General features: G+C 66.1%; 16 protein-coding genes. 6 read left to right on the top strand and 10 right to left on the bottom strand.

Annotated elements, in window-relative coordinates; translation table 11 throughout:
• Positions 1–9 precede the first annotated feature (9 nt).
• Positions 10–696: an isonitrile hydratase gene (inhA, locus tag KHO49_RS20165; RefSeq protein ID WP_170003224.1), complete on the bottom strand. Its 687-nt coding sequence runs from the start codon at positions 694–696 to the stop codon at positions 10–12.
• 92 nt (positions 697–788) lie between these two features.
• On the opposite strand from inhA, the gene KHO49_RS20160 reads away from it, so the two are divergent.
• Positions 789–1,772 carry a GlxA family transcriptional regulator gene (locus KHO49_RS20160; RefSeq protein WP_102880126.1) on the top strand — a complete coding sequence of 328 codons (984 nt, stop codon included), beginning with the start codon at positions 789–791 and terminating at the stop codon, positions 1,770–1,772.
• Positions 1,773–1,788: 16 nt separating this feature from the next.
• Here KHO49_RS20160 and KHO49_RS20155 read toward each other — a convergent pair whose 3' ends face one another.
• From KHO49_RS20155 to KHO49_RS20120, 8 genes are all read right to left on the bottom strand, one after another.
• Positions 1,789–4,227, bottom strand: a complete 2,439-nt coding sequence (locus KHO49_RS20155) for an alpha/beta hydrolase (protein WP_213665714.1) — start codon at positions 4,225–4,227, stop codon at positions 1,789–1,791.
• 14 nt (positions 4,228–4,241) lie between these two features.
• On the bottom strand, positions 4,242–5,684 hold the full coding sequence (locus KHO49_RS20150) for a TIGR01777 family oxidoreductase (protein WP_110597160.1): 1,443 nt from the start codon (positions 5,682–5,684) through the stop codon (positions 4,242–4,244).
• Positions 5,685–5,699: 15 nt separating this feature from the next.
• Positions 5,700–6,173, bottom strand: coding sequence for a hypothetical protein (locus tag KHO49_RS20145; RefSeq protein ID WP_213665713.1), 474 nt, complete (start codon positions 6,171–6,173; stop codon positions 5,700–5,702).
• 76 nt (positions 6,174–6,249) lie between these two features.
• On the bottom strand, positions 6,250–7,155 hold the full coding sequence (locus KHO49_RS20140; protein ID WP_213665712.1) for an alpha/beta fold hydrolase: 906 nt from the start codon (positions 7,153–7,155) through the stop codon (positions 6,250–6,252).
• 57 nt (positions 7,156–7,212) lie between these two features.
• Positions 7,213–7,665: a hypothetical protein gene (locus tag KHO49_RS20135; RefSeq protein WP_102880131.1), complete on the bottom strand. Its 453-nt coding sequence runs from the start codon at positions 7,663–7,665 to the stop codon at positions 7,213–7,215.
• Positions 7,666–7,780: 115 nt separating this feature from the next.
• Positions 7,781–8,242 (bottom strand): cysteine hydrolase family protein, encoded by a 462-nt coding sequence (locus KHO49_RS20130; RefSeq protein WP_102861767.1) that lies wholly within the window; start codon positions 8,240–8,242, stop codon positions 7,781–7,783.
• Entirely contained in the window at positions 8,224–8,448 is a 225-nt protein-coding gene (locus KHO49_RS31100) for a hypothetical protein (RefSeq protein WP_249735695.1), read from the bottom strand. Before KHO49_RS31100 ends, KHO49_RS20130 begins: the two co-directional genes overlap by 19 nt.
• 81 nt (positions 8,449–8,529) lie before the next feature.
• The gene (locus KHO49_RS20120) at positions 8,530–9,126 is read right to left on the bottom strand and encodes a TetR/AcrR family transcriptional regulator (protein ID WP_123393822.1); all 597 of its coding nucleotides are present in this window, start codon (positions 9,124–9,126) and stop codon (positions 8,530–8,532) included.
• Between the two features lie 135 nt (positions 9,127–9,261).
• On the opposite strand from KHO49_RS20120, the gene KHO49_RS20115 reads away from it, so the two are divergent.
• The 3 genes from KHO49_RS20115 to KHO49_RS20105 all read left to right on the top strand — a co-directional run bounded on the left by KHO49_RS20115 (position 9,262) and on the right by KHO49_RS20105 (position 13,174).
• Positions 9,262–10,461 (top strand): MFS transporter, encoded by a 1,200-nt coding sequence (locus KHO49_RS20115; protein WP_123393821.1) that lies wholly within the window; start codon positions 9,262–9,264, stop codon positions 10,459–10,461.
• A 200-nt stretch (positions 10,462–10,661) separates the two neighbouring features.
• Positions 10,662–12,278: a methyl-accepting chemotaxis protein gene (locus KHO49_RS20110; protein ID WP_110653489.1), complete on the top strand. Its 1,617-nt coding sequence runs from the start codon at positions 10,662–10,664 to the stop codon at positions 12,276–12,278.
• Positions 12,279–12,433: 155 nt separating this feature from the next.
• Positions 12,434–13,174 (top strand): thioesterase II family protein, encoded by a 741-nt coding sequence (locus KHO49_RS20105; protein WP_102880135.1) that lies wholly within the window; start codon positions 12,434–12,436, stop codon positions 13,172–13,174.
• Between the two features lie 179 nt (positions 13,175–13,353).
• Here KHO49_RS20105 and KHO49_RS20100 read toward each other — a convergent pair whose 3' ends face one another.
• Complete coding sequence (locus tag KHO49_RS20100) at positions 13,354–14,322, bottom strand: siderophore-interacting protein (RefSeq protein WP_102880136.1); 969 nt, start codon at positions 14,320–14,322, stop codon at positions 13,354–13,356.
• Positions 14,323–14,496: 174 nt separating this feature from the next.
• Here KHO49_RS20100 and KHO49_RS20095 point away from each other — a divergent pair, with 174 nt between their 5' ends.
• The gene (locus tag KHO49_RS20095) at positions 14,497–23,799 is read left to right on the top strand and encodes a non-ribosomal peptide synthetase (protein ID WP_213665711.1); all 9,303 of its coding nucleotides are present in this window, start codon (positions 14,497–14,499) and stop codon (positions 23,797–23,799) included.
• Positions 23,800–23,867: 68 nt separating this feature from the next.
• Complete coding sequence (locus KHO49_RS20090) at positions 23,868–24,926, top strand: TauD/TfdA family dioxygenase (protein ID WP_060840287.1); 1,059 nt, start codon at positions 23,868–23,870, stop codon at positions 24,924–24,926.
• Positions 24,927–24,936: the final 10 nt, after the last annotated feature.

The raw sequence follows: 24,936 nt of genomic DNA, 5'->3' as shown, positions 1-24,936 counted from the left end.
TTGCGCGGCTCAGCCGGTTTGCAGTCGGGCAGCCGCCCGCAGGGTGATCTCCCGGCGCTTGTGCAGGGAGTCCGCTGCTCGGCTGCGGGCCTCTTGCACCACGCTGGCCGGGGCGGTGTCCGGGCTGCCGGCCTCGAACGGCGGCGCCGGGGCGTACTCCAGTTGCAGTTGCACCCGCTGCGCAGTGGCGGCGTCGAACAGTTCGGCGGCCAGGGTCAGGGCGAAGTCGATGCCGGCGGTAATGCCGCCGCCGGTCAGCAGGTTGCCGTCACGCACCACCCGCTCGCGCACCGGGATCGCCCCCAGGGGCGCCAGCAGTTCGTGGTAGGCCCAGTGGGTGGTGGCGCGCTTGCCCTGCAGCAGGCCGGCGGCGCCAAGCACCAGGGAGCCGGTGCACACCGACGTCACATACCGCGCCCGGGCCGCTTGCCGACGGATGAACGCCAGGGTCTGGGGATCTTCCATCAAGGGCCCGACACCGGCGCCCCCGGGAATGCAGAGCACATCCAGGGGCGGGCAGTCGGCAAAGTTCGTGGTGGCCTGCAGTGCCAGGCCGGAGCTGGCGATCACCGGGCCCGTTTCCTTCCAGATCAGGTGCACCTGTACATCCGGCAGCGAGGCCAGCACATCGTGGGGACCGGTCAGGTCCAGTTGTTGAACCTCTGGAAACAACAGAAAACCTATCTGCACTGTCATGGCCTGTTCCTTGTGTGGGTGGGGTGGACGGCTTGACTCTAGCGTTCTAGGATTTGGCGCATACGCCAACCTGCCCTCGATTTACGCCAATCATGTCCAGCTCCGCGAAAAACGTGTTTGTCCTGGCCTTTGCCAATGCCCAGTTGCTGGACGTCACCGGCCCGTTGCAGGTGTTCGCTTCGGCCAATGACCGGGCCCGTGGCCTGGGCTTGCCCTTGCCCTACAACCCCAGGGTCATTGCCAACCCGGGCGGGGCAACCCTGAGCTCATCGGGGCTGGCGCTGCTGGCCGAGGCCCTGCCGGCGCCGGAGGTGGCCTGCGACACCTTGATCATTGCCGGCGGTTGGGGCGTCTATGAGGCGGCTCGGGACCCGCAGCTGGTGGCCTGGGTCGCCCGGCGCGCAACGGTCTCGCGGCGGGTGGCCTCGGTCTGCACTGGCGCTTTTTTGCTGGCCGCCAGTGGCTGGCTGGACGGGCGCCGGGTGGTGACCCACTGGACCCGCTGCGATCAACTGGCCGAGCAATACCCGCAACTGCGGGTGGAGCCCAATCCGATCTTCATCAACGATGGCCCGGTATGGACCTCGGCCGGAGTCACCGCCGGTATCGACCTGGCCCTGGCCCTGGTGGAGGCCGACCTGGGGCGCGAGGCGGCGCTGGATGTGGCCCGGCAACTGGTGGTGTTTCTCAAGCGCCCGGGCGGCCAGTCGCAGTTCAGCGTGACCCTGTCGCTGCAAAACAAGGGCGGGCGTTTCGATGGGCTGCACGCCTGGATTGCCGAGAATCTCAGTCGCGAGCTGACCCTGCCGATCCTGGCCCAGCAGGCGGGCATGAGCGAGCGCAGCTTCGTCCGTCACTACCGCGCCGACACCGGCCAGACCCCGGCCCGAGCCATCGAACTGATCCGCGTGGAAACCGCCCGGCGCCTGCTGGCCGATACCGGCCTGCCGATCAAGCGCATCGCCGCCCAATGCGGTTTTGGCAGTGAAGAGACCCTGCGCCGCAGCCTGCTGCGAGCCCTGGGGGTGACGCCCCAGGCCTACCGCGAACGTTTTGCCAGCACCGAGCAGGCCTGAGCCCGGGGCGCGGGGTTCAGCCTTCGACCAGGCTCAGCTGGCCGTCGCTATACAGCACTTCGCGGCCGAGCCAGGCCGGGTCCACTTGCGGCAGCACCGCCGACGGCTTGCGCAGTTCCCGCAGTAGCGTGGAGCCGTGGGACAGGCGCCCACCCATGCGCGCGATCACGGCCCGGGCCGCTTGGTAGTGAGCGTGGCGCCCAGGATCGAGGGTGTCCTCCAGGAGGATATCGACCCCCAAGACGCCCTGGACCTGTCCCGGATAGATCATGAAGCCCGCGGCCTGCTCGCTGCCTTCGCGGCCGTCCTGCCAGAAGCTGCCGCCGCGGCTGCGCGGATGCTCGTGGGGGGCGAACCAGTATTCGCGATCGGCCTCGGGCACGGCGTGGTGCAGGCGGAAAAAGATCCGCATCAGGTTGTCCCGGTACCACTCGCGCACTTGCAGGTAGTAGCCGCGCATGCCCGGCAAACCCAGGCGGTGGGCCAGGGTGATGGCCGGGCTCCAGTGCGGGAAAGCCTGCAACGGCAATTCGGTGCAGGGCGGGCGCGGGGTGCCGGGGTCGGTTTCCCAGGGCAGGCGATGGGGGCTGTTGTCCAGGTTGTCGTAGGCGGTGGGCGGGCGCCCCAACAGCGCGCCGCCGCTGCTGGCCAGGGCGGTGGCGATGCACAGGTTGCCCTGCACCACGAACACATAGAAACGGCTGAACCAGTCCGCCAGTTGTTGGCCATCGGCAGCGCTCTGGTGCAACTGCGCCAACTCGTCATCGAAACGCCGCAGGCCGCGTTCCAGGGTCAGCAGATGGCCTCGTGCGACGTGCTGCATGCGCAGGAAACGCGGCAGCGAGCGCAGCAGCCGCAGCGGGCGCAGGGGCAGCTCAGGGGTGGCGCCACCGATTTCCCCGGCGTAGCTGGAGGAGGGCAGGCCCCAATCGGCCAGGCGCGCCAGGAACAGGTCGTTGTTGATATAGGAGGCGCCGCCGAACACCGCGGTGAAGGGTTCGTTGTCCTGCAGCACCCGGCTGTCCCAGCGGGCCATGATCGCCGGGATGCTCGCCGCTGCCCGGCGCTGGCCGTACTCGACGAAGCGGCTGGGTTGCGGCGGCAGGATCTCGGCGATATTGGCCGCGGTCAGGTGCCGGCGCCAGCCGTAGTCGCTGATGGGTCGGTATTGCAGCAGCCAGAGTTGCTGGCCGTCCCAGGCCCACTCCACATCGCCGGGCACATAGTGGAAGACCTTCAGCACCCCTTGCAGGAAGTCCCACAAGGCACTGGCGTCGAGTCCCTGGGTGCTGGCGAAGTGGCCACTTTCCCAGGCACTGCCCAGACGCGACAGCACCGCCCGCTGGGGGCTGACCTGACCGTCGGCGAGGCTTTCCAGATGGCCTTCGACCCACTCCAGCTCCACCGCGAGATGACGCACGAAGGCGATCCCCGACAGGGTCGGCTGGATGAAGCGCTGCACCACCACTTCCTCGACGCCGGCGTCCCGCAACTCACCGATGCGCGCTGCCACCTGATCCCGGGGGACCCGCAAGTAAGTGGTGCTCAGCCCGGCATTGGCCGAGTCGGCCTGATCCTCGCCGTAGCTGGAAGAGCGCACCGCCCATAAGGCCTCCGGCTGGCTGGCGAGCAGGGTCGGCAAGCGCGGGTCGCCGGCGCTGTCCAGGGACAGGGCGCTGGGCACCGGCTGCCCGGCCAGTTCCGCCAGACGCAGGCGGCCGCCCTTGGTGTGGGCGACAAAACCCGGGTCGCCGGACTCCAGCCAGTCGACGAACGCCGCCGGCGCATCGATCCAGGGGTAATGGCCCCAGCCCGGCTTGAGGCTGATCCGCAGGTCGGCCCGGGCCAGGATTGCCGACCAGGCCGCAGCCTGGGCCATCCCCAGCAGCCGGTCCTGGTCGCCCCAGACCAGTTGCACCGGGTCCTTGATCCACTCCAGCAGCGGCAGCGCGGTGTCGGCCCGCAGCTGTTCCCACAGGGGCACGAAAGCCCGGCAGCGGGCATAGCCTGAACCCATGCGCTGGTACTGCTGCGGCGTCCACGGCTGGCGCGAGAATTTACCGGCGAACAAAGTCGGTTTATGGCTGAGCAAGCCATGAATCAGCAGGCGCGCCGGCAGCGGCGACATCAGCGCCGGCAGGCGCCGTTGCCAGAGAAAGGCCCCTACCGGCGACAGCAGCACACTGCGCGAGAAATGCCCGGGGCGGCGTTGCAAGGCGTGCAGCACGATCAACGCGCTGACTCCCACCGCGACAATCCCCTGGCCCGGCTCGGTCATGCCCAGCAGGGCCTCGGCGTACTCAGCGAGGTCATTGCAAGGAGGCAGCGGGTTGTCGCCAAACCCCGGCAGTTCCAGCGGCTGCACCTGATAGCGCTGAAAGTGCGGCAGGGCATCGTCCCACCAGTCGGCGGCGCTGCCATTGCCCGCCAGCAGGTACAACAGGGGCTTGCTCATGGGCATTCCTCAGCTCAGGTCAGGTCGCGCAGGGCGGCGTCCAGGGTCGGGTAACGGAAGCGGTAGCCGGCCTGCAGCAGGCGCGCGGGCACCACCTTCTGGCCGTCGAAGAACAGCTCGGCCATTTCCCCGGCCAGGGCCCGCACCGGCGCGGCCGGCACATGCAGCCACACCGGACGCTTGAGCACCTTGCCGACGGTGGTGGCGAAGGTGCCCTGGCTCACGGCTTCCGGCGCCACCATGTTGTAGGTGCCGGACAGGGACGCGTCGTTCATCGCCCGGGCCATCACCTGCAACACGTCGTCGCGGTGCACCCAGCTCATGATCTGCTGGCCATCGCCCATGCGTCCGCCAAAGCCGAAATGGAAGGGCAGCAGCAGGGGTTTCAAGGCGCCGCCGGGACCGAACACGATGCCTAAGCGCAGCACCACCTGGCGCACGCCGAAGCGCGTCGCCGGTTCCGCCGAGGATTCCCAGCGCGCGCACAGATCGGCCATGAAGCCTTCACCGCGCTCGGCGTTTTCATCCAGGCTCTGGCTGGCGTCGCGCACCCCGTAGAAACCGATGGCCGACGCCTGGATCCACAGCTCCGGCTTGTGCTGGGCGTGCTGCAGCCAGTTGAGCAGGGCTTCGGTGGTGCCAACCCGGCTGGCCAACAGTTGCGCCTGGCGCTTGGCCGACCAGCGCGGCCCGGCCACCGGGGCGCCGGCCAGATTGATGATCACGTCGAAGGCCTCGCCGTGGCCCAGCTTGCTCAACGAGCGTAAGCAGCGGGCACGACCGTCGAACAGGTAGGCGGCGCGCAGCGGATCACGGGCCAGCACACTGACGGTGTGCCCGGCATCCAGCAGTTGGTTGACCAGGGTTTCACCGATAAAGCCGGTGCCACCGGTGACCAGCACCCGTTTGCCGCGGCCACCGGCAAAGGGATTGGCGCCCTGGCCCTGGCGTTGCAAGCGCAACGCCGCCAGGCCGTCACGAATGCCCGACGCTGTCACGCCGACGGCAAACAGGCTCAGGGCCCAGCCTTGCCAACCCAGATCGATGGGGTTCAAGGCGCTGGGCAGGCGCGACCATTCCAACAGTTGCAGGCCATACAAGGCGAAGAAGGCCCCGGCATTGATCGCCAGCACGGTGTGCATGATGCGTTCGATGGCCGGCAGCTTGCGGCTGCGGTCCTCGACGACGAAGTCCCACAGGGTCAGGCCGATTTCCAGGGCGAACAGCACGGCGATCACCAGGGCCCAGATACCCTGGAACGCCAGGTGGGCGATGCCCATGAACAGCACGCCGTAGAAGCACGAGCGCAGGGCATGGATCGCCAGCTCCTTGCGCGCGCCGTGGCGTTGCGGCAGGGCCACGGTGAGTTCGTGATGGTAGATCGTGTCCAGGGCGCCGAGCACGCCCTGGGCGAGCAACAGGGCGATAGCCCACTGCAGGATTGGCAAATCAGCCACGATGGTGAAGTCCTTTTACGAGGGAAGACGAGAGGTACGGCGGTCGTGGCGCTGCAGCCAGAGTAACGGTGGCAGCAGCACCAGCAGGGCGAAGCTGTCGATCCACAGGTGCGCGGTCATGTTCATCTGCCACGACAGCCACATGTCCTGGGGCGCCCACAGCACAATCCCGGCCATCAGCCAGGCCCAGGCCGCCGGGGCTCGCAGGCGATTGCCCAGGTGCACCAGGCCCAGCAGGTACAACGAATAGCTTTGCAGGGTGGCGCCGAACAGGCCCAGCCACCAGATCTGCTGGGCCCGGGCCGGCGCCGGTGCGGCGGCGCCCCAGAAGGCCTGTTCGATGCTGGCCAGGTAGTCGTTGAACAGGCCGCTGTGGCCGGCCCAGGTCAGCAGCAGTCCGGCCAGCAGGTGGCCGGCACCTACGGCGTACAGCCAAAGCACCAGGGCCCGGCGCAGGCCGGGGCGGGGAGAGGTCGCGGCGGGTAACATTCCATGTCCTGTGGGGGATCAAAGGCGCGAAGTGTACCGATTTTTCCCCGGCATGGCGTGCAGCCTGCGGCTCTTCTCAGGCGTTCTGGAGCAACTCCAGCAGCGCGTCGAGGGTGGCTTGCGGGGCTTCCTGGGGCAGGTTATGGCCGACGCCGGGCAGGATACTGCGCTGATAGGGCCCGCTGAACAGGCCGATATCGGGGTCCGGCTCGGTGGCCGGGCCGACCCCGTCATCGGCGCCACAGAGGGCGATGGTCGGCACCTGGATCGGCGGTTGTGCCTGCAACGCCTGCTCGATGCTTTCCAGGCTGGGGTCGCCGGGTACGTAGCCGAAGCGATGGCGGTAGGAATGGATCACCACTTCGACAAAGTCCGGGTTGTCGAAGGACGGCGCGCTCAGGCCATAGCACTGCGGTCCCAGGTTCCAGGTCGGCGACCACTGGCGCCACAACAGCTCGCAGAACGCCCGGCGATTGGCCGTCAGCCCATCCACCCCGCGCTGGGTGTTGAAGTAGTACTGGTACCACAACCGGTGCTCGGTCTCTGGCGCCCTGGGTTCGCAGGCCCCGGGGATGTCCTGGATGTTGTAGCCGTCGGCGCTCATCAGGCCCTTGACCCGCTGCGGCCAAAGAGCGGCGACGATGCAGGCGGCGCGACCGCCCCAGTCGTAGCCGGCGAGGGTGGCTTGGGGCAGGTGCAGTGCGTCCATCAGCTCCAGCAGGTCCCGGGCCAGGGCGGCCTGCTGCCCGGAGCGCATGATCTGCTCGCTGACAAAGCGCGTCGGGCCGTAGCCCCGCAGGTAGGGAACGATGACCCGATAGCCGCGCTCGGCCAGCGGCGGGGCGATCTCGTCGTAGGCCCGCACGTCGTAGGGAAAACCGTGGAGCAGGATCACCGGTTCGGCGTTGGCCGGGCCGTGTTCTTCATAGGCAAGGTGCAGGCTGGGGGTCGTGACCCGATGCAGGGAGGCTGAGCTGGGCATGGTGGCTCCGGGGTTCGGTGGCTTGAAACACCCTAGCTCAAAACGGTTACAGCTGATCTAGAGCGACTCGTACTGGCCGTCCTGGTCGACGTAGAACACCTCGCTGAGGTACCAGCGCTGACCGCTGAAGATCAGGTGGTAGTGGTAATCGGCGGCAAAGCCCTCGCCGGGGCTGATCGCCCGGGTTTTCACTAGCGCACGATCCGCGGTTCGGCTGCTGGAGAGGATCTGCTCGTACGCCGTGCCGTGGCTGGCCGGGGAACTGAAGGCAATGGGCTGGCCCTGAAAGCCCGGCAGGCAGAACTTGGCCAGCAACCGGGCGTACTCCTGCTGCGCCAGATCCATCGATTGCATGGGCGCGTTGTCCGCTTGGCGTGCACTGGCCCTGTCGCTCCACTGTTGATAGTCGGCGATGAATTGCCGGACCAGCGCTTCGGGCGAATCGCTGAACGAGGCGCACAAGGCGGGGTTGCAGAACAACAGAGCAAGCAGGGCGACAAATTTTTTCATGGGTGGGGAGTCACTTGCGTTTTGCTAGGCGAACGGCGCGAAGGCGCGGAGTCTAGCGCTGCTTGGCACCTGGCGTATCGATGGCCTCACACTGCCTTTGCCGGCACGCCGGCTTCTACAGTTCGTCGCTGCGGATCAGGTGCTTGAAGTGATGCCGCCACAGGTCAATACCCAGGCCGCCGCTGCGGTCCAGGGATGAGCCCACGGTCAGGTCGGTGAGCAGGGTCGGCTGCAATCCGGCATCGAACAGGGCAAAGCCGGCGGCCAGCACGCAGGTGTCGGTCTGGATGCCACACACCAGCACGCGTTCGGGACAGAGGCTTTTCAGGTAGTCGAGTATCTCTGCCGTTGGCCCATAGCCGTGCTTGATGAAAACCTTATCGGCGGCCACCAGGCTCTGGTCGTCCGCCGCCGGTTGCCAGCCCAGTTGCCGGGCGAAGGGCGTGCGGCTTTCATCATGGCGTTCCACCGTGGCCACCGAGGGCATCTGTCCCAGCAGTGCGTTGATGCCTTCCACCAGCCATGGCGGTGGGTTGAAACAGGGTTGCACATCAATGATCAGCAGCACCTGATGCATGCCGTTTCTCCTTGGGGCTCGGGTGAAAAGCTCGTCAGTGTGCCGCCAGTTAACGCGTCAGGCGAGCGTCCGAGCTGCAAATGGCCGAAATCATCCGGCTCGTGCAGCACCCGGCGGGCCTGGGGAAAGGCCTGGGCGTACCGCTGGGTCGCGGCGCGCCAGTCGGCGGCGTGGATCATCACGGCGATGATCGGAGAGTCGGGCATGGGGCCAATTCCGTTTCTGGCGGGCACAAAGGGCTGAGCGCTTCGGTCAGCACCGGAGCCGGGCTCAGGGTGTCAGAGCGTTCAGTTCGGTTGCTGCCGCCGCAGCCCGCGCAGCAGCAGCTCAAGCCCCTGCAGCGACTCATCGAGGCGGGCCTCAGGCTGCTCGGCGGCGGCAATCCACAGCGCTGCCTCCACCAGGCTGCCGTTGATCAATCGCGCCAGGGCCTGGGGCGACGCCGGTTCGATCACCTGCTCCTGGATCAGCCGGCTCAGCAGGGCGCCAAGGGTGTCGATGCACTGATCCTCGCCGGCCTGGGTGACGTCCCCCAACACCGCCCGTGCGTCCTGCAGGACGATGCGTTGGATTTCCGGCTCCAGCGCCATCTCCAGATAGGCCTGGCAACGTTGGCAGAAAGCCTCCCAGGGATCGGCAACCTCGCGGGAGATGGCCTCCAGGCGTTGATCCATTTCCCCGTCGATCTGCTCCACCACCGCCGCCAACAGGCCCTGCTTGTCACCGAAGTGGTGATACAGCGCGCCGCGGGTCAGGCCGACTTCGGCGGTCAGGTCGTCCATGGACGTCTTGGCATAGCCCAGGCGGGCAAAGGCCTGGCGCGCGCTGGCAATCAGCCTGGCGCGGGTGGCTTCGATCATCTCGGCGCGAGGGCGGCTGCTCATGATCACAGTTCTCCAACAAAGGGTGGGTTGACATACGCGGCGTATGTTTACATGATTTTTGACATACGCGGCGTATGTATTTCTACTGCGCGAGCACTTTGTGGCAAGTTGCAGCCCCCCAAGGAGTCGTTGTAAATGGCAAACCCCTATCGCGAACTGTTCAAGGCCCCCGGTAGCCGGGCGTTCGTCCTGGCCGGAATGATCGCGCGCATGCCGATCTCCATGACCGGCATCGGCCTGATCACCATGCTCGCGCAGCTCCATGGCGGTTATGCCCTGGCCGGTTCCGTGGCGGCCACCTTCGCCTTGGCCACGGCCTTCTGCGCGCCCCAGGTGTCACGCTGGGTGGACCGCTTCGGCCAGGGCAGGGTGCTGCCCCTGGCCGCGGGCCTTGGAGGTGGCGCCTTGCTGGCCCTGCTGCTGTGCACGCGTTTGCAGGCCCCGCACTGGACACTGTTCATCTGCGCCGCCCTGGCCGGTTGCATGCCCAGCATGTCGGCCATGGTCCGCGCCCGCTGGACCGAGCTGTACCGTGGCCAACCGCAGTTGCAGACCGCCTACGCCCTGGAATCGGTGCTCGATGAGGTCTGCTTTATCATCGGTCCCCCGGTGTCGGTGGGCCTGTGCGTGGGGCTGTTCCCCGAGGCCGGGCCCCTGGCCGCGCTGTTGATGCTGGCCCTGGGGGTCAGTGTGTTCGTCATGCAGAAAAGCACCGAGCCGCCGGTGCACCCCCACGAGGAGGGGCATACAGGCTCGATCATTCGCTCCGCTGAAATCCGCCTGTTGATCCTGTTGATGGTGGCCATGGGCACCATAGTCGGCGTGGTGGATGTGGTCAGCGTGGCCTTCGCCCAGCACCAGGGGCAGCCGGCGGCGGCGAGTGTCGTGCTCTCGGTGTACGCCATCGGCTCGTGCCTGGCGGGCATTGCCTTCGGCGCGCTGAAACTGGCCACGCCCTTGCCCCGGCTGTTCATGTACGGCGGTATCGCCACGGCCCTGGCCACCTTGCCGCTGCTCTGGGCGAGCAACATCTTTGGCCTGTCCGTGGCGGTGTTCGTCGCGGGGCTGTTTTTCTCCCCGACCCTGATCGTCGCCATGGCCCTGGTGGAACGCATCGTGCCCCCGGCCAAGCTCACCGAGGGCCTGACCTGGCTGGTCACCGGCCTGAGCATTGGCGTGGCCCTGGGGGCGGCGGGCTCCGGGCTTCTGGTGGACCATTTCGGCGCCCGCAGCGGCTTCTGGCTGGCCCTGGGCGGTGGCGCGGTGGTGCTGGGGGCGGCGTTGCAAAGTTATCGACGCCTGATGCGCGATGCCCCTGAGCTGGATGCCACCTGAGTCCGACGTCAGCTGAATCCGACGTCGCCTCAAAACCACCAGCAAGCGTGCGGCCTGAGTGGGCGCCTCCTGCTGGCGTGCGCCTGAGCGTGGTCGGTGCGTTCATCCGGCCAGGCGAAGTGGGTATTTCCCGACCATACTTGCCCCACGTTGCCTGACCTGTGCGTCGCGGCCGCGTTTTTTCTGGCCGGGAATTGCACATGAATTATTTCAGCATACGAGCACGGCTCATTGTTCTTATCGTTCTGATGCTGGTGGGCAGCCTGGCGATAGGGGTTTCGGGTCTGCTGGGGGTAGAGGGGGTTCTGGGGCGGCTCAACAGCGTCTATCTGGATCGTGTGGTGCCCTTGCGGGACTTGAAGCAGGTGGCTGATCTGTACGCGGTGAATATCGTGGACAGCAGTCACAAGGCTCGCAATGGCAGCTTGTCATTCAAGGAAGCTCTGCAGCGGGTGGAGGAGGCCGAGCAGCAGATCGCGGACATCTGGAAGGCCTACAAGGCCACGTTGCTGATCGATGAAGAGGTGCGCCTGATCGAGCGCATCGAGCCCTTGATGGCCCAGGCCAAGCAGCCATTGCACAAGCTCAAGACCTTGCTCGGCAGCGAAGACAAGGCCGGCTTGGCGCTGTTCACCGCCCAGGAACTGTATCCGGTGATTGATCCGCTGTCAGAGGACTTCAATCAACTGATTGCCGTGCAACTGCAAGAGTCGTCTCGCAGTTACGAACAGGGCAAGCGGGTCTACGAGAACAATGTGCTGTTCACCTGGGGACTGCTGCTGATTCTCCTGTGTGGCGGTGGCGGCTTTGCGTGGTTGCTCAGCCGCAGCATTACCCAGCGCTTGGACGGCCTGCAAAAGACGGTGGCCCGCACCGCCTCTGGGGATTTGCGTGAGCCGGTGAAGGTCGCCGGTCGCGACGAGATCAGTCAGGTCCAGCTGTCGCTGCAGAGCATGCAGAACACCTTGCGCGATACCTTGCAGGCGATTCAGGCCACCGCTACGCAATTGCACAAGCAAGCCCAGGGGCTGCGTGTGACCGCGACCAGCAACAAACAGGGCATCAGCCAGCAGAATCAGGAAATCGAGCTGGCCGCTAAAGCGGTCAACCAGATGTCCCTGGCGGTGGATCAGGTCGCTCGCAACGCCAACCTGACCTTCGACTCCACCCGTGATGCGCAGCGCGAGGCCCGTTCAGGGCGTGAACAGGTGGGGCAGACCTGCCTCACCATCGAACAGCTGGGACAGCGGCTGCAGACGACGTCGGGCACCATCACGCGGCTGGCCGATGAAGTGTTGTCCATCAGCCGAGTGCTGGAAGTGATTCGCGCCATTGCCGAGCAGATCAACCTGCTGGCCCTCAATGCGGCCATCGAGGCCGCCCGGGCAGGCGAGCAGGGGCGTGGGTTTGCCGTCGTCGCCGACGAAGTCCGAGCGCTGGCGCAACGCACCCAGAGCTCCACTGCGGAAATCGAAGGCATGATCACCTCCGTTCAGGCCACCAGCCGTGAGGCGGTGCAGGCGATGGTCGCGAACAATGAGTACGTCGAACGCAGCAACGCGAAGGCGTTGGAGGCTGACGGGGTGCTGGCGCAGATTGCCGAGCGCATCGTTCAGATCAACGAAATGAACCAGGCGATTGCCAGCACCGCAGAGCAACAGGCGCTGGTTTCCCGGGAAGTCGATCAGAATCTGCTGGCGATTCGCGACGTGGCGGCACACAACGTCGACAGCGCGGCACAGACTTCCAGCGTCAGCGACCACTTGGCGAGCCTGGCAGGAGACCTGCATGGCCAGGTCCAGCGATTCCAGCTATGAGCACCTTGGGCCGGCTCGCCACGCTTACGCTGCGGCGCAGACAACCGGTTAGCGCCGGCCCATGGGTTGCCGTCCGCTTGCCGGGGGCGAGCGCGCCCTAATTTGTCCGCCTTGCACTGCGTTTCCTTAACAGATCATCTGTCGAGGGATAAACCGTGACCCAATTGAACCTGCTGTGCCTGCCGTATTCCGGCGCCAGCGCCATGGTCTACAGCCGCTGGCGGCGCAAGCTGCCCCAGTGGCTGCACCTGACACCCGTGGAACTGCCCGGGCGCGGCGCCCGTTACACCGAGCCCCTGCACACCGACATGCGGGTGCTGGCGATGCAGCTTGCCCGGGAAATCCAGAGCACGTTGCGCGCGCCCTATGCCCTGTTCGGCCACAGCCTGGGGGCCTTGCTGGCCTGTGAGCTGGCCCACGCCCTGCGCGCCCTGGGGTGTCCGGAACCGGTGGCGCTGTTCGCTTCCGGGACGGCGGCACCGACCTTGCGCAGCGAATACGACCGAGGGTTTGCCGAGGCCAAGACTGACCAACAGCTGATCGAGCAGCTGCGCACCCTCAATGGCACCAGCGAAGAGGTGCTGGCCAACCAGGAACTGATGAGCCTGACCTTGCCAATCCTGCGGGCCGACTTCCTGCTGTGCGGGCGTTTTCGTCCGCTGCAGCGCCCGTTGCTCAATTGCCCGGTGCATGTGCTAGGGGGCACGACCGACCGCGCCACCACCGAACAACTGATTGGCTGGAGCCAGGAAACCTGCGGCAGCTTCTCCGTGGACATGCTCGCGGGCGGGCACTTCTTCATCCACGAACAGGAAACCAAGGTGCTGAGCCTGATCAAGGGCCACCTGGAAGTGCACCGCCGGCGCCACCTGCAACCGGTAGCCGCGCTTTCCTAGCGGCTACAGACAGGCTTCCTGTAGCCGCTCCCGCAGGCTGCGCACGGCCCGCAGGGACGCAAAAAACCTGAGGGCTCCAAAGGTTCGACTGGCGATCGCCAAGCAAGGCCCTTTGGGCCTTTGCGCAGCCTCGCGGGCTCGGCAGCGGCTACAGGGAAGAGTGGGCGGTTGCTGGGGGCTCAACCCAGGGACATACCCAGGCGCCAGTAACCCATCAGGGTCAGGTTGCGCCGCTCCTGGCCGCGCTCGTTGATCAGGTGGCGGCGGATGCTCATCACCGTCGCCGACTCGCCGGCTACCCAGGCATAGAAATGGTTGTCTGCCGGCGCTGCGGTGTCCCAAAGCCGTTGCGCGTCGTGGCGCTCGGAGACCTTGAGCGGCCGTCGGCCGCTATTGGCCGGCGGCAGCTCGGCCAGCTCCCGGGCGGCGTGGATCAGGGTTTCACCGTGTTGGGCATTGAGCACGTCCCGAGGCAGCCAGTTGACCCGGGTCTGCGGATTGCAGCGCAGGTCGATGCAGTCGCTTTCGTAGGGCACCTCGATGAACACCTGCACGTCCGGGTAATCCGGGTAATCCTGCAACTCCTCCAGAATCCCGGCGATGGCGGGCAGGGCGGTTTCATCGCCCATCAGCAGCACCTTGCCAATCCCCGCCGGCGGCAGCCACTCATAACCGCCGGGGTCGCCGCTGTAGGCCTTGTTCGGCACCACCATCTGCAGGCGGTCGCCGGGCCGGGCGTGGGTGGCCCAGGCGGAGGCCGGCCCGTTGACCCCGTGCAGCACGAAATCCACATCCATCTCTGCCGGCTGCATGCGCAAGGCACGAATGGTGTAAGTGCGCATCGGTGGCTGCTGCTCGGCCGGCAACTGGCGCCGGGCCGCTTGCCAGTCGCCGTCCGCTGGCAATTGCGCAGGCGTGCCGTCGGCCCCGGGAAACAGCAGCTTGATGCGCTGGTCCGGGGCCAGGGTGCGGGCCTGGGCGATGTCCTCGCCGCCGAACACCAGGCGGGTCATGGAGGGGCTGAGGTCGATGCGTTGCTTGAGTTCGACGTTGATCAGCCGGTAGCTCCGGGGTTGTTGGGCGCCGGCACCTACCAGCTTGCGCAAGCCATTTGCCAGTGAGCTGGCCAGGGAAGTGGCTGAGGACATGATCGCGACCTTATTAAGGGGAAGGTCCTGATTTGACGAGCCGCAAGCGCTGGAATTTACCGTGCAAGCCCTGATCTGCCTGTCGCGCAGAGGGTTAATTTTTCACCAGGCCCATCCGTTTCGTAGGGATAGCCGAGCCAACGCTCGATACCCAACATGTACGGATGAATCCAGATGAACGCTGAAAAGTCCCTGAAACTTGCACGCCGATTTATCGAGCTGCCGCTGGAGAAGCGCCGGTTGTTCCTCGATAGTCTGCGGGCGGAAAATATCGACTTTTCGTTGTTTCCAATCCCTGCCGATGTGGCCGTGGAGGACCGTCAGGAACTGTCCTACGCGCAGCGGCGCATGTGGTTCCTGTGGCAGCTGGACCCCGAGAGTGGCGCCTACAACCTACCGGGGGCGGTGCGTCTGACAGGGGCGCTGAATCACCAGGCGCTGGAGCAGGCATTCGCCGCCCTGGTGGCGCGCCACGAGACCCTGCGCACGGTGTTCAAGCGCCACGCCGACGATCGTCTGGAGCAGGCTGCGGCAGAGGTCGAGCTGGCCGTGCAATACCTGGATCTGAGTGCAACCGACGCATCGGAACAGGAGCAGGCGGTGGCGGCACAGGCGCAGCAGCAGTCGCTGCAGCCGTTCGACCTGGCAACCGGTCCGTTGCTGCGGGTCAAGCTGATCAGGCTGGCCGCCGAGGAGCACGTGTTGCTCCTGACCTTGCACCATATCGTCTCTGACGGCTGGTCGATGAACGTGCTGATCGACGAGTTCATCCGTTGCTACGACGCCTTCGAACGGGGCGATCAGCCGCAACTGCCGGCGTTGCCAATCCAGTACAGCGACTATGCCCTGTGGCAGCGGCGCTGGCTGGAGGCGGGGGAGCAGGCACGGCAGCTGGAGTACTGGCAGGCGCAGTTGGGGAGCGAGCATCCGGTGCTGGAACTGCCCACTGACCATGGACGCCCGGCGATGCCCAGCTACCGTGGCACCCGCTATGACTTTGCCGTGGCGCCGGAGCTGGCCGAGCAGCTGCGGGCCCTGGCCAAACAGCACAACGTCACCCTGTTCATGCTGTTGCTCGGGGCCTTTAATGTGCTGCTGCACCGTTACAGCGGCCAGGGCGATATTCGCGTCGGCGTGCCCATCGCCAACCGCAACCGCGCCGAGGTCGAAGGCCTGATCGGCTTTTTCGTCAACACCCAGGTGCTGCGTACCCAGCTCACCGGCCAGACCCGGGTCAGCGAACTGCTGCAGGCCGTCAAAGAAGCGGCGCTGGGTGCCCAGGCTCATCAGGACCTGCCGTTCGAGCAACTGGTTGAAGCCTTGAAGCTGGAGCGCAACCTGAGCCACACACCGCTGTTCCAGGTGATGTACAACCACCAGCCCCAGGTGGCGGATATCAGCACGGTACAGACGGCGTCCGGGCTGGAGCTGGGCCTGGTGCAATGGCAGAGCCGCACCACCCAGTTCGACCTGACCCTGGACACCTACGAGAAGTCCGGCAAGCTGCACGCCGCCCTGACCTACGCCGATGATCTGTTTGACGCCGGCACCATCGCGCGCATGGCGCGGCATTGGACCGCGCTGCTGCAAGGCATGCTGGAGGATGCCGAGCAGCGCATCGGCGAGTTGCCGATGCTCGATGCCAGGGAGCGCCAGACCCTGGTGCACGACTGGAACGCTACGGCGCAGGCTTACCCCACCGGGTTGAGCATGCCGCAACTGATCGAAGCCCAGGTCCGGCGTACCCCCGAGGCCTGCGCCTTGGTGTTCGGCGAGCAGCAACTGAGCTACGCCGAACTGGATGCCCGAGCCAATCGGCTGGCTTGCTTGCTGCGTGAGCAGGGTGTGGCGGCGGATGTGCTGGTGGGCATCTGCATCGAACGCTCCATCGAAATGGTCGTGGGCCTGCTGGCGATCCACAAGGCCGGTGGCGCCTACGTGCCCCTGGACCCGGAATACCCCCGGGACCGCTTGGCCTACATGATCGAGGACAGCGGCATCCGCCTTTTGCTGAGCCAGCGCTCGCTGCTGCCGCTGCTGGATTTCCAAGCCGATGAAGAGGCGCTCAAGGTCATCCTTCTGGACCAGGATCAGGACGCGCTGCTGGCTTATGACAGCGGCCCGCTGGAGACGCTGGTCGACCCGCTGAACCTGGCCTATGTGATCTACACCTCGGGTTCCACCGGCAAGCCCAAGGGGGCGGGCAACAGCCACGCGGCGCTGGTCAACCGTCTGTACTGGATGCAGCAGGCCTATGGCCTGGACGCCAGTGACGCGGTGCTGCAGAAAACCCCGTTCAGTTTCGACGTCTCGGTCTGGGAATTTTTCTGGCCGCTGATGACCGGTGCCCGGCTGGTGGTGGCGGCCCCGGGGGCTCACCGTGAGCCGGCGCGCCTGATCGACACCATCATCGACCACGGCATCAGCACCCTGCACTTTGTGCCCTCGATGCTCCAGGCCTTCATCCATGAGCAGGGCGTGTCGGCCTGCGCCAGCCTCAAACGCATCGTCTGCAGTGGCGAGGCCTTGCCCCTGGATGCCCAGCAGCAGGTCTTCGCCCGATTGCCGGGCGCTGGCCTGTACAACCTCTACGGCCCGACCGAGGCGGCAATCGACGTCACCCACTGGACCTGTGTCGACGAAGGCGCAAGCAGCGTGCCGATCGGCCAGCCGATCGCCAACCTGCGCACCCATGTTCTGGATGCCCAGTTGCAACCGGTACCGGCGGGTGTTGCCGGTGAGCTCTATCTGGGCGGCCTCGGGCTGGCTCGCTGTTATCACCGGCGCCCGGCCCTGACCGCCGAGCGCTTTGTACCTTGCCCCTTCCATCAGGGGGCGCGGCTGTATCGCACCGGCGACCGGGTGCGCCAGCGGGCCGATGGGGTGATCGAATACCTGGGCCGCCTGGACCATCAGGTCAAGCTGCGGGGCCTGCGCATCGAGCTGGGTGAAATCGAAGCCCGGCTGATGCAGCACCCGAGCGTGCGTGAGGCCGTGGTGCTGGTGCAGAACGCCAAGCACCTGGTGGCGTATCTGGTGTTGCAAGAGGGCGCCCAGGCCCAGGCCCAGGGGTTAACCGACGAACTCAAGGCCTGGCTGGCCAGCAGCCTGCCGGAGTACATGGTGCCCCATCACCTGCTGGCCCTGGATCGCTTGCCGGTGACCGCCAATGGCAAGCTCGATCGCAGGGCCTTGCCGCTGCCCGAGGCGGCGCCGCAACTGGCCTACGTGGCCCCGGAAAGCCCCATGCAGAAGGCCCTGGCGGGCATCTGGTGCGATGTGCTGGGGCTCGCTCAGGTAGGCCTGGACGATAACTTTTTCGAGCTTGGCGGTGATTCGATCATCTCGATCCAGGTGGTCAGTCGCGCCCGTCAGGCCGGGGTCCGTCTGGCGCCCCGGGACCTGTTCCAGTACCAGAGCGTGCGCAGCCTGGCCCAGGTCGCGGTCCTCGACGATCAGCCGCAGATCGACCAGGGACCAGTGACCGGTGAGGTGCCGTTGACCCCGGTACAGCACTGGTTCCTGGCTCAGGAGGTGCCTCGACCGGGGCACTGGAACCAGTCGTTGCTGCTGGACCCGCGCCAGCCCTTGCAGCCAGCGCTGTTGCAGGCGGCGCTGTTGCAGGTGGTCAATCATCACGATGCCTTGCGCCTGCGCTTTGTCGGCACGCAGCAGGGTTGGCAGCAGGCCTATGCCGAGCCTGCCAGCCACTTCGACCTGTGGCAGTGCCGGGTCGAGCATGACCAGGCCCTGGCGGCAGTGTGCGACGAGGCCCAGCGCAGCCTGGACCTGCAAGCCGGCCCGCTGGTGCGCGCGGTCCTGGTGGAGCGCGAGTCGGGTCGCCAACAACTGTTGCTGGTGATCCACCACCTGGTGGTGGATGGGGTGTCCTGGCGGGTGCTGTTGGAGGACCTGCAACAGGCCTACCGGCAGTTGGCGGAGGCTCAGACGGTGCAACTGCCGCCCAAGACCAGCGCCTATCAGGCCTGGGCCCGGCGTTTGCAGGAGCATGCGCCGCAGCGCGAGACCGAAATGCCGTACTGGCTGGCGCAGCAGAGCGGAGCCGGCGACTTGCCCTGCGACAACCCGGCGGGCGGCCTGCAGAACCGTCATGGCCGCAAGATCGAGTCGCGACTGGATGTGGGATTGACCCGCAAACTGCTGCAGCAGGCTGCGAGCGCCTATCGCACCCAGGTCAACGACCTGCTGTTGACCGCCCTGGCTCGCGTACTGTGCCGCTGGACCGGGCAGGCTTCGGCCCTGATCCAGTTGGAAGGGCATGGCCGCGAGGACCTGTTCGACGATCTGGACCTGACCCGCACCCTGGGCTGGTTCACCAGCCTGTACCCGGTGCGCCTGCAGCCAGCCGAGCAAGCCGGGGCCGCGATCAAGGGGATCAAGGAGCAGTTGCGCGCGATCCCCGGCAAGGGGCTGGGCTACGGCTTGCTGCGCTACCTGGGCAGCCCGGCCCAGCGTCAGGCGCTGGCGGCATTGCCGCAGCCACGCATCACCTTCAACTACCTGGGCCAGTTCGACCGCCAGTTCGATGAGCAGGCGTTGTGGACGCCGGCCAGCCAGAGCAGCGGGCAGGCCCAGGACCCACAGGCCCCCTTGGCCAACTGGTTGACCCTGGAGGGCCAGGTCTACGGCGGCGAACTGGCGTTGCAGTGGGGCTACAGCGAGGAAATGTTCAGCGACGCCAGCATCCAGCAGCTGGCCGATGACTACCTCGCCGAGCTGCGCCTGCTGATCGAGCACTGCTGCGGGCTGGACCAGGCTCAGGCTACGCCTTCGGACTTCCCGCTGGCACGCATCTCCCAGCAACAGCTCGACGCGCTGCCGGTGCCGGCGGCCGCCATCGAGGACCTGTATCCGCTGACGCCGATGCAGCAGGGCATGCTGTTCCATACCCTCTACGAGCCCCAGGAACAGGCGTACATCAACCAGTTGCGCCTGGACATCCACGGCCTTGATCCCCAGCGTTTTGCCGATGCCTGGCAGAGTGCCCTGGATCGCCACCCGATCCTGCGTAGCAGCGTGCACTGGGAAGGGCTGGACTCTGCCCATCAGTTGGTCAGGAACCGGGTCAAGGTGCCGTTGCAGGTCTTGGCATCGGCCCCGGCGGATCTCGATCGATTGGCCGCGCAAGAGCGTTCCCGGGGGTTCGAGCTGGACCGGGCGCCCTTGCTGCGCCTGCTGCTGGTGCCCATCGTCGACAACCACTGGCACCTGATCTACACCTGCCACCACCTGCTGCTCGATGGCTGGAGCAATGCCAGCCTGCTGGCCGAAGTGATCCAGTTGTACGGCGGGGCCCGCTTGCCGGCGCCCCAAGGCCGCTATCGCGACTACCTGGGCTGGTTGCAGCAGCAGTCGGCCCCGGCTGCACAACAGTTCTGGAGCGAGCGCCTGCATGCCATGGACTCGCCGACCTTGCTCGCCGACGGAGTGCGCAGGCCGGTGTCGGGCAGCGGCCATGGGCAGTACCTGGAAGGGTTCGACCAGGCGCTGACACAGCGCCTGGGCAGCTTTGCCCGGCAGCAGAAGGTCACCCTCAACACCGTGCTGCAAGCCGCCTGGGCGCTGTTGCTGCAGCGGTACTGCGCGCAGCAGTGCGTAATCTTCGGTGCCACCGTGGCGGGGCGTTCGGCGCCGCTGCCGGGTATCGAGCAGCAGTTGGGGCTGTTCATCAACACCTTGCCGATCATTTGCCAGCCACGTTCGCAGTGCAGCGTGGGGCAATGGCTGGAGCAGATGCAGGCGCTCAATCTGGGCCTGCGCGAACACGAGCACGTGCCGCTCTACGAGATCCAGGGTTGGGCCGGGCACCAGGGCGCCCCCTTGTTCGACAGCCTGCTGGTGTTCGAGAACTTCCCCGTGGCCCAGGCCCTCAAGGAGGGGGCTCCGGCCGGGCTGCAGTTCTCCGGCCTGGCCAACCACGAGCAGACCAGCTATCCGCTGACCCTGGGCATCGAGTTGGGCGAGCACCTGAGCCTGGACTTCAGCTATGACCGCAGTCGTTTCAGTGCCGATCAGGTCCAGGGCTTCTGTGCCCAGCTGCGGCATTTGCTGCTGCAGTTCATGGCCGATCCCGACGCGGCCCTGGGGGGCTTGCAGTTGTTGAGCGAACAGGCGCGCCAGGACTTGCTGCAGCACAGCCAGCTGGCCGAGGTGGTGCCCGCCCAGGCGCCGCTGGTGCACCAGCGGATCGCGGCGCAGGCGGCGGCCACGCCCGAGGCGCTGGCGCTGGTGGTCGATGGCGAGCAACTGGACTATGGCCAGTTGAACGCCCAGGCCAACCGCCTGGCCCATTGTCTGCAAGCCCAGGGGATTGGCCCGGGGGATCGGGTCGGCCTGGCACTCAAGCGCGGCCCGCAACTGATCGTCAGCCTGCTGGCGGTGCTCAAGAGTGGCGCGGCCTATGTGCCCCTGGACCCGCAATACCCGCAAGAGCGTCTGGCGTTCATGATTGCCGACAGCCGCCTGAGCCTGCTGCTCAGCGACACCGGCACCTGGGCCGCGCCGCTGCTGCCCGACAGCGTGCTGCATTGGGATCTACCGAGCCTGGCGCAACGCTTGAGCCATTGCTCCGGCGCCGATCCGCAGAACCGCGCCAGCCCGCAAGACCTGGCCTATGTGATCTACACCTCGGGCTCCACCGGGGTCCCCAAGGGCGTGGCCATCGATCACCGGGCCTTGTCGGCGTTCTGCGAAGCGGCGGCTGATTATTCGGCGCTCACCGCTACCGACAAGGTGCTGCAATTCGCCACCTTCAGCTTCGACGGTTTCGTCGAGCAGTGTTACCCAGCCCTGTGCCTCGGCGCGGCCCTGGTGATGCGCGGCGACGAGCCCTGGGCCGTCGAGCAACTGGCGGCGGTGATCGTCAGCCAGGGCGTGACCCTGGCTGACCTGCCGGCGGCTTACTGGCACTTGCTGGCCAAGCAGTGCATGGCCGACGGTATCCGCAGCCTGGGGCGCCTGCGCCAGGTGCATGTCGGTGGCGAGGCGATGTCGGTGGAGGGCTTGCGCCTGTGGCACGCCGCTGGGCTTGGGGGTGTACGCCTGCTCAATACCTATGGCCCGACCGAGGCCACCGTGGTCTCCAGTGTCCACGACTGCCGGGAGCAGGATGCCAGCGAGGTCTACGGCATCCCGATCGGCCAGCCGATCATCGGCCGCGCCCTGCGGATCATCGACGGCGACCTCAATCTGCTGCCCGAAGGCGGCACCGGGGAGCTGTGCATCGGCTCTGCATCGAGTCTGGCCCAGGGTTATTTTGACCGGCCGGGACTGACTGCCGAACGCTTCATTCCCGACCCCTTTGCCGGTCAGCCCGGCGCCCGGCTGTATCGCAGTGGCGACCTGGCGCGTTACAACCCGCAAGGGGCGATCGAGTACATCGGCCGCATCGATCATCAGGTGAAGATCCGCGGCTTCCGCATCGAACTGGGGGAAATCGAGGCGCGCCTGTCGGCTCGGCCAGATGTGCGTGAGGCGGTGGTGCTGGCCGTGCCGGCCAACAACGGCATGCAACTGGTGGCCTATGTGGTGCCCTCTGCGTTGCCTGGGGATACCGACGACGGCCTGGGCGATGCTCAGGCACAGGCCGAGCGTTGCGCGCTGATCAAGGCCGGGCTCAAGGAAACGCTGCCGGATTACATGTTGCCCAGCCACGTGCTGCTGTTGCCGCGCCTGCCCCTCAACCCGAACGGCAAGCTGGACCGCAAGGCCCTGCCCAAGCTGGACTTGAGTGCCTTGCAACAAGCCTATGTGGCCCCGCACAGCAAACTGCAGCAGCAGGTGGCGGCGATCTGGCAGGGCGTGCTCGAAGTCGAGCGGGTCGGCCTGCAGGACAACTTCTTCGCCCTGGGCGGGCACTCGTTGCTGGCCACCCAGGTCATCAGCCGGGTGCGGCATGAGCTGGGCTTGCAGGCGGCGCTGCGAACCCTGTTCGATGCGCCCGACCTGCAGGCCTTTGTCGCCGCCCTGGGCGCCACTGAGGCTCCGGAGGCGGCCCCGGCCTTGTGTCGGGTGGATGACTCGCGGCCACAGCCGTTGTCCTTTGCCCAGCAGCGCTTGTGGTTCCTCTGGCAGTTGGAGCCGCAGAGCTCGATGTACAACATCGCCCGGGCCCTGGAGTTGCGTGGCGAACTGGACATCGAGGCAGTGCGGCAAGCCTTCGAATCGCTGATGCAGCGGCATTCGGTATTGCGTACCACCTACAGCGAGGTCGAAGGCGAGAGCTGGCAGCACGTCCATCGCCACCTGCCGCTGTCGTTCGTGTTCGATGACCTGTGCGCCTTGCCTTTGGCCGAGCGCGAGGCCATGGCCCAGCGGCAGTTGCAGCAACAAGCCGCGGAGCCCTTCGACCTGATCGCCGGTCCGCCGATGCGTGTACGCCTGCTGCGGCTGGAGCCGCAACGGCACCTGCTGCTCATGACCCTGCACCACATCGTCGCCGACCATTGGTCGTTCGGCATTCTGCCGACCGAGTTCGTAAGCCTGTATCACGCTCATCGGACCGCCACGGCCAGCCCGTTGCCGGAGCCGGCCCTGCACTACGTGGACTTTGCTGTCTGGCAGCGGCAATGGCTCGAAGGCGGTGAACTGCAGCGCCAGCTCGATTACTGGCGTGATGTCCTGGGCGATGACCATCACCTCACGCGCTTGCCCGCCAGTGCCACGGTGCAGCCAGGGCAGGCGCCGTCACCCTTGTGCGATCTCCACGAATTCCATTTTTCGGCGGCCCAGAGCGAGGCGCTGCGCGCCTTTGCCAGTGCCCAGGGGGTGACCTTGTACATGCTGCTGCTGGCAGGTTTTGCCCTGGTGGTGGGGCAGCGCAGCGACAGTTCGCGGGTGCGTCTGGGGACCGATATCGCCAACCGCAATCACGCCGGCGTTGAAGATCTGGTGGGCTTCTTCGTTAACCAACTGGTATTGCAGATAAGTGTCGAGGAACAACAGTGCGTCAGCGATCTGCTGCAGGTGACACGGAGCACGGTCATCGGTGCCTCGGATCACCAGGACCTGCCTTTCGAGCGCCTGGTGGAGGCGCTCCGAGTGGTCCGGCGCGCGGGTCGCTCGCCGTTGTTCAGCATCAAGTTCATCTACCAGGAAAGCCTCGATCAGCCCTTGTCGATCGACGGCCTGGACGTGCAGCCGGTGGCTGCCGGCAGGGCCGCGGCGGAGCTGGACCTGGTGGCCGAGTTCGTCAATGCGCCACAGGGCATCTACCTCGGCCTGAAGTGCGATGCAGGGCTCTACACCGCCGCGGACATGGCGTGCCTGTTCGAGCAGTTGCAGGCGGTGTTCGAGCTGATGGTGATCGATACCCAGGCGCCGCTGGTGGCGTTGCTGAACAAGGCACGGGATATCCAGTACCTGCACGAGCGAGACCAGCTGCAACAGCGCCAGGCCCTGCTCAAGCAACAGCACCCGATTCAGCGGCGCCGTCCAGGACGGGTGCCGGTCGAGTGAAGCCATATTGAAGAATCATGCAGGCGCGTGCGATCGCCGCGCCTGATACCGCGAATCGGAGGTGGGTAATGTCGAAATTCGAGTCTCAAGCCATACCGGCATTGGGCAAAGGACGGCGCAAGAGCTTGAGCCTGGACCAATCCAGCCTGGTGACGTTCACGCCGCTGTTCGAGAACAGCTCGATTCCCCTGCTGTGTACGCCGAACGTTCCTGGCGTGGGGCTGGCGCAGTGGGCCGGGGAAAACCGCGAGCTGCTCCAGGAAAAGCTCGACCGGCACGCAACGTTGTTGTTCCGCGGCTTCGCGGTGCAGGACATCAACGAATTCAACCAGTGCGTCGACTCGATTTCCGGTGGGGCGCTGGAGTACCTGTTCCGGGCCTCGCCGCGGACCCAGATCACCAAGAAACTCAACGTCTACAGCTCCACCGACTACCCGGCCGTGGAAAAGATCTTCCCCCACAACGAGCACTCCTATTCCCCGGTGTTTCCGCTGCACCTGTATTTCTACTGCGACGTGCCGTCGACCACCGGCGGCGAGACGCCATTTGGCGACACCCGGCATTTGCTGGCGCGGATCGATCCGCAGGTGCGCGAGGAGTTCCAACGCAAACGCGTGCTCTATGTGCGCAACTATGGCGACGGCATGGGGCTGCCCTGGCAGACCGTGTTCCAGACCGACAATCGCGCCGAGGTCGAGGCCTATTGCGCGAAAATCGGCGTGACCCCGGAGTGGAAATCCGGCAACCGCCTGCGCACCCGGCAGCAGGGCCCGGCCATGGTCCGGCATCCGCGTACCGGCGAGAGCGTGTGGTTCAACCATGCGACGTTCTTCAATGCCCTGACCCTGCCGGAGAGCATCCGCGACAGCCTGCTGGCGGAGTTCGCGCCCGAGGACCTGCCGCAAAACACCTTCTTTGGCGATGGCAGCCCGATCCCCGATGACTACATCACCCATCTGCAACAGCTCTATCGCGAAGTGATGGTGGAGTTTCCCTGGGAGAAGGGCGACGTCGTGATGCTCGACAACATCCTCACCCTGCACGCCCGCAACGAATATTCAGGCCCGCGCAAAATACTCACAGCCATGGCCGTCCCGCTGAAAAGCACCGACGTGGCCATTGGTTAAGGACATCAGC

The sequence above is a fragment of the Pseudomonas sp. RC4D1 genome, assembly GCF_018390395.1.
Taxonomy (GTDB): Bacteria; Pseudomonadota; Gammaproteobacteria; order Pseudomonadales; family Pseudomonadaceae; genus Aquipseudomonas; species Aquipseudomonas danubii.
This window is presented reverse-complemented; position numbering and strand designations above follow the sequence as displayed.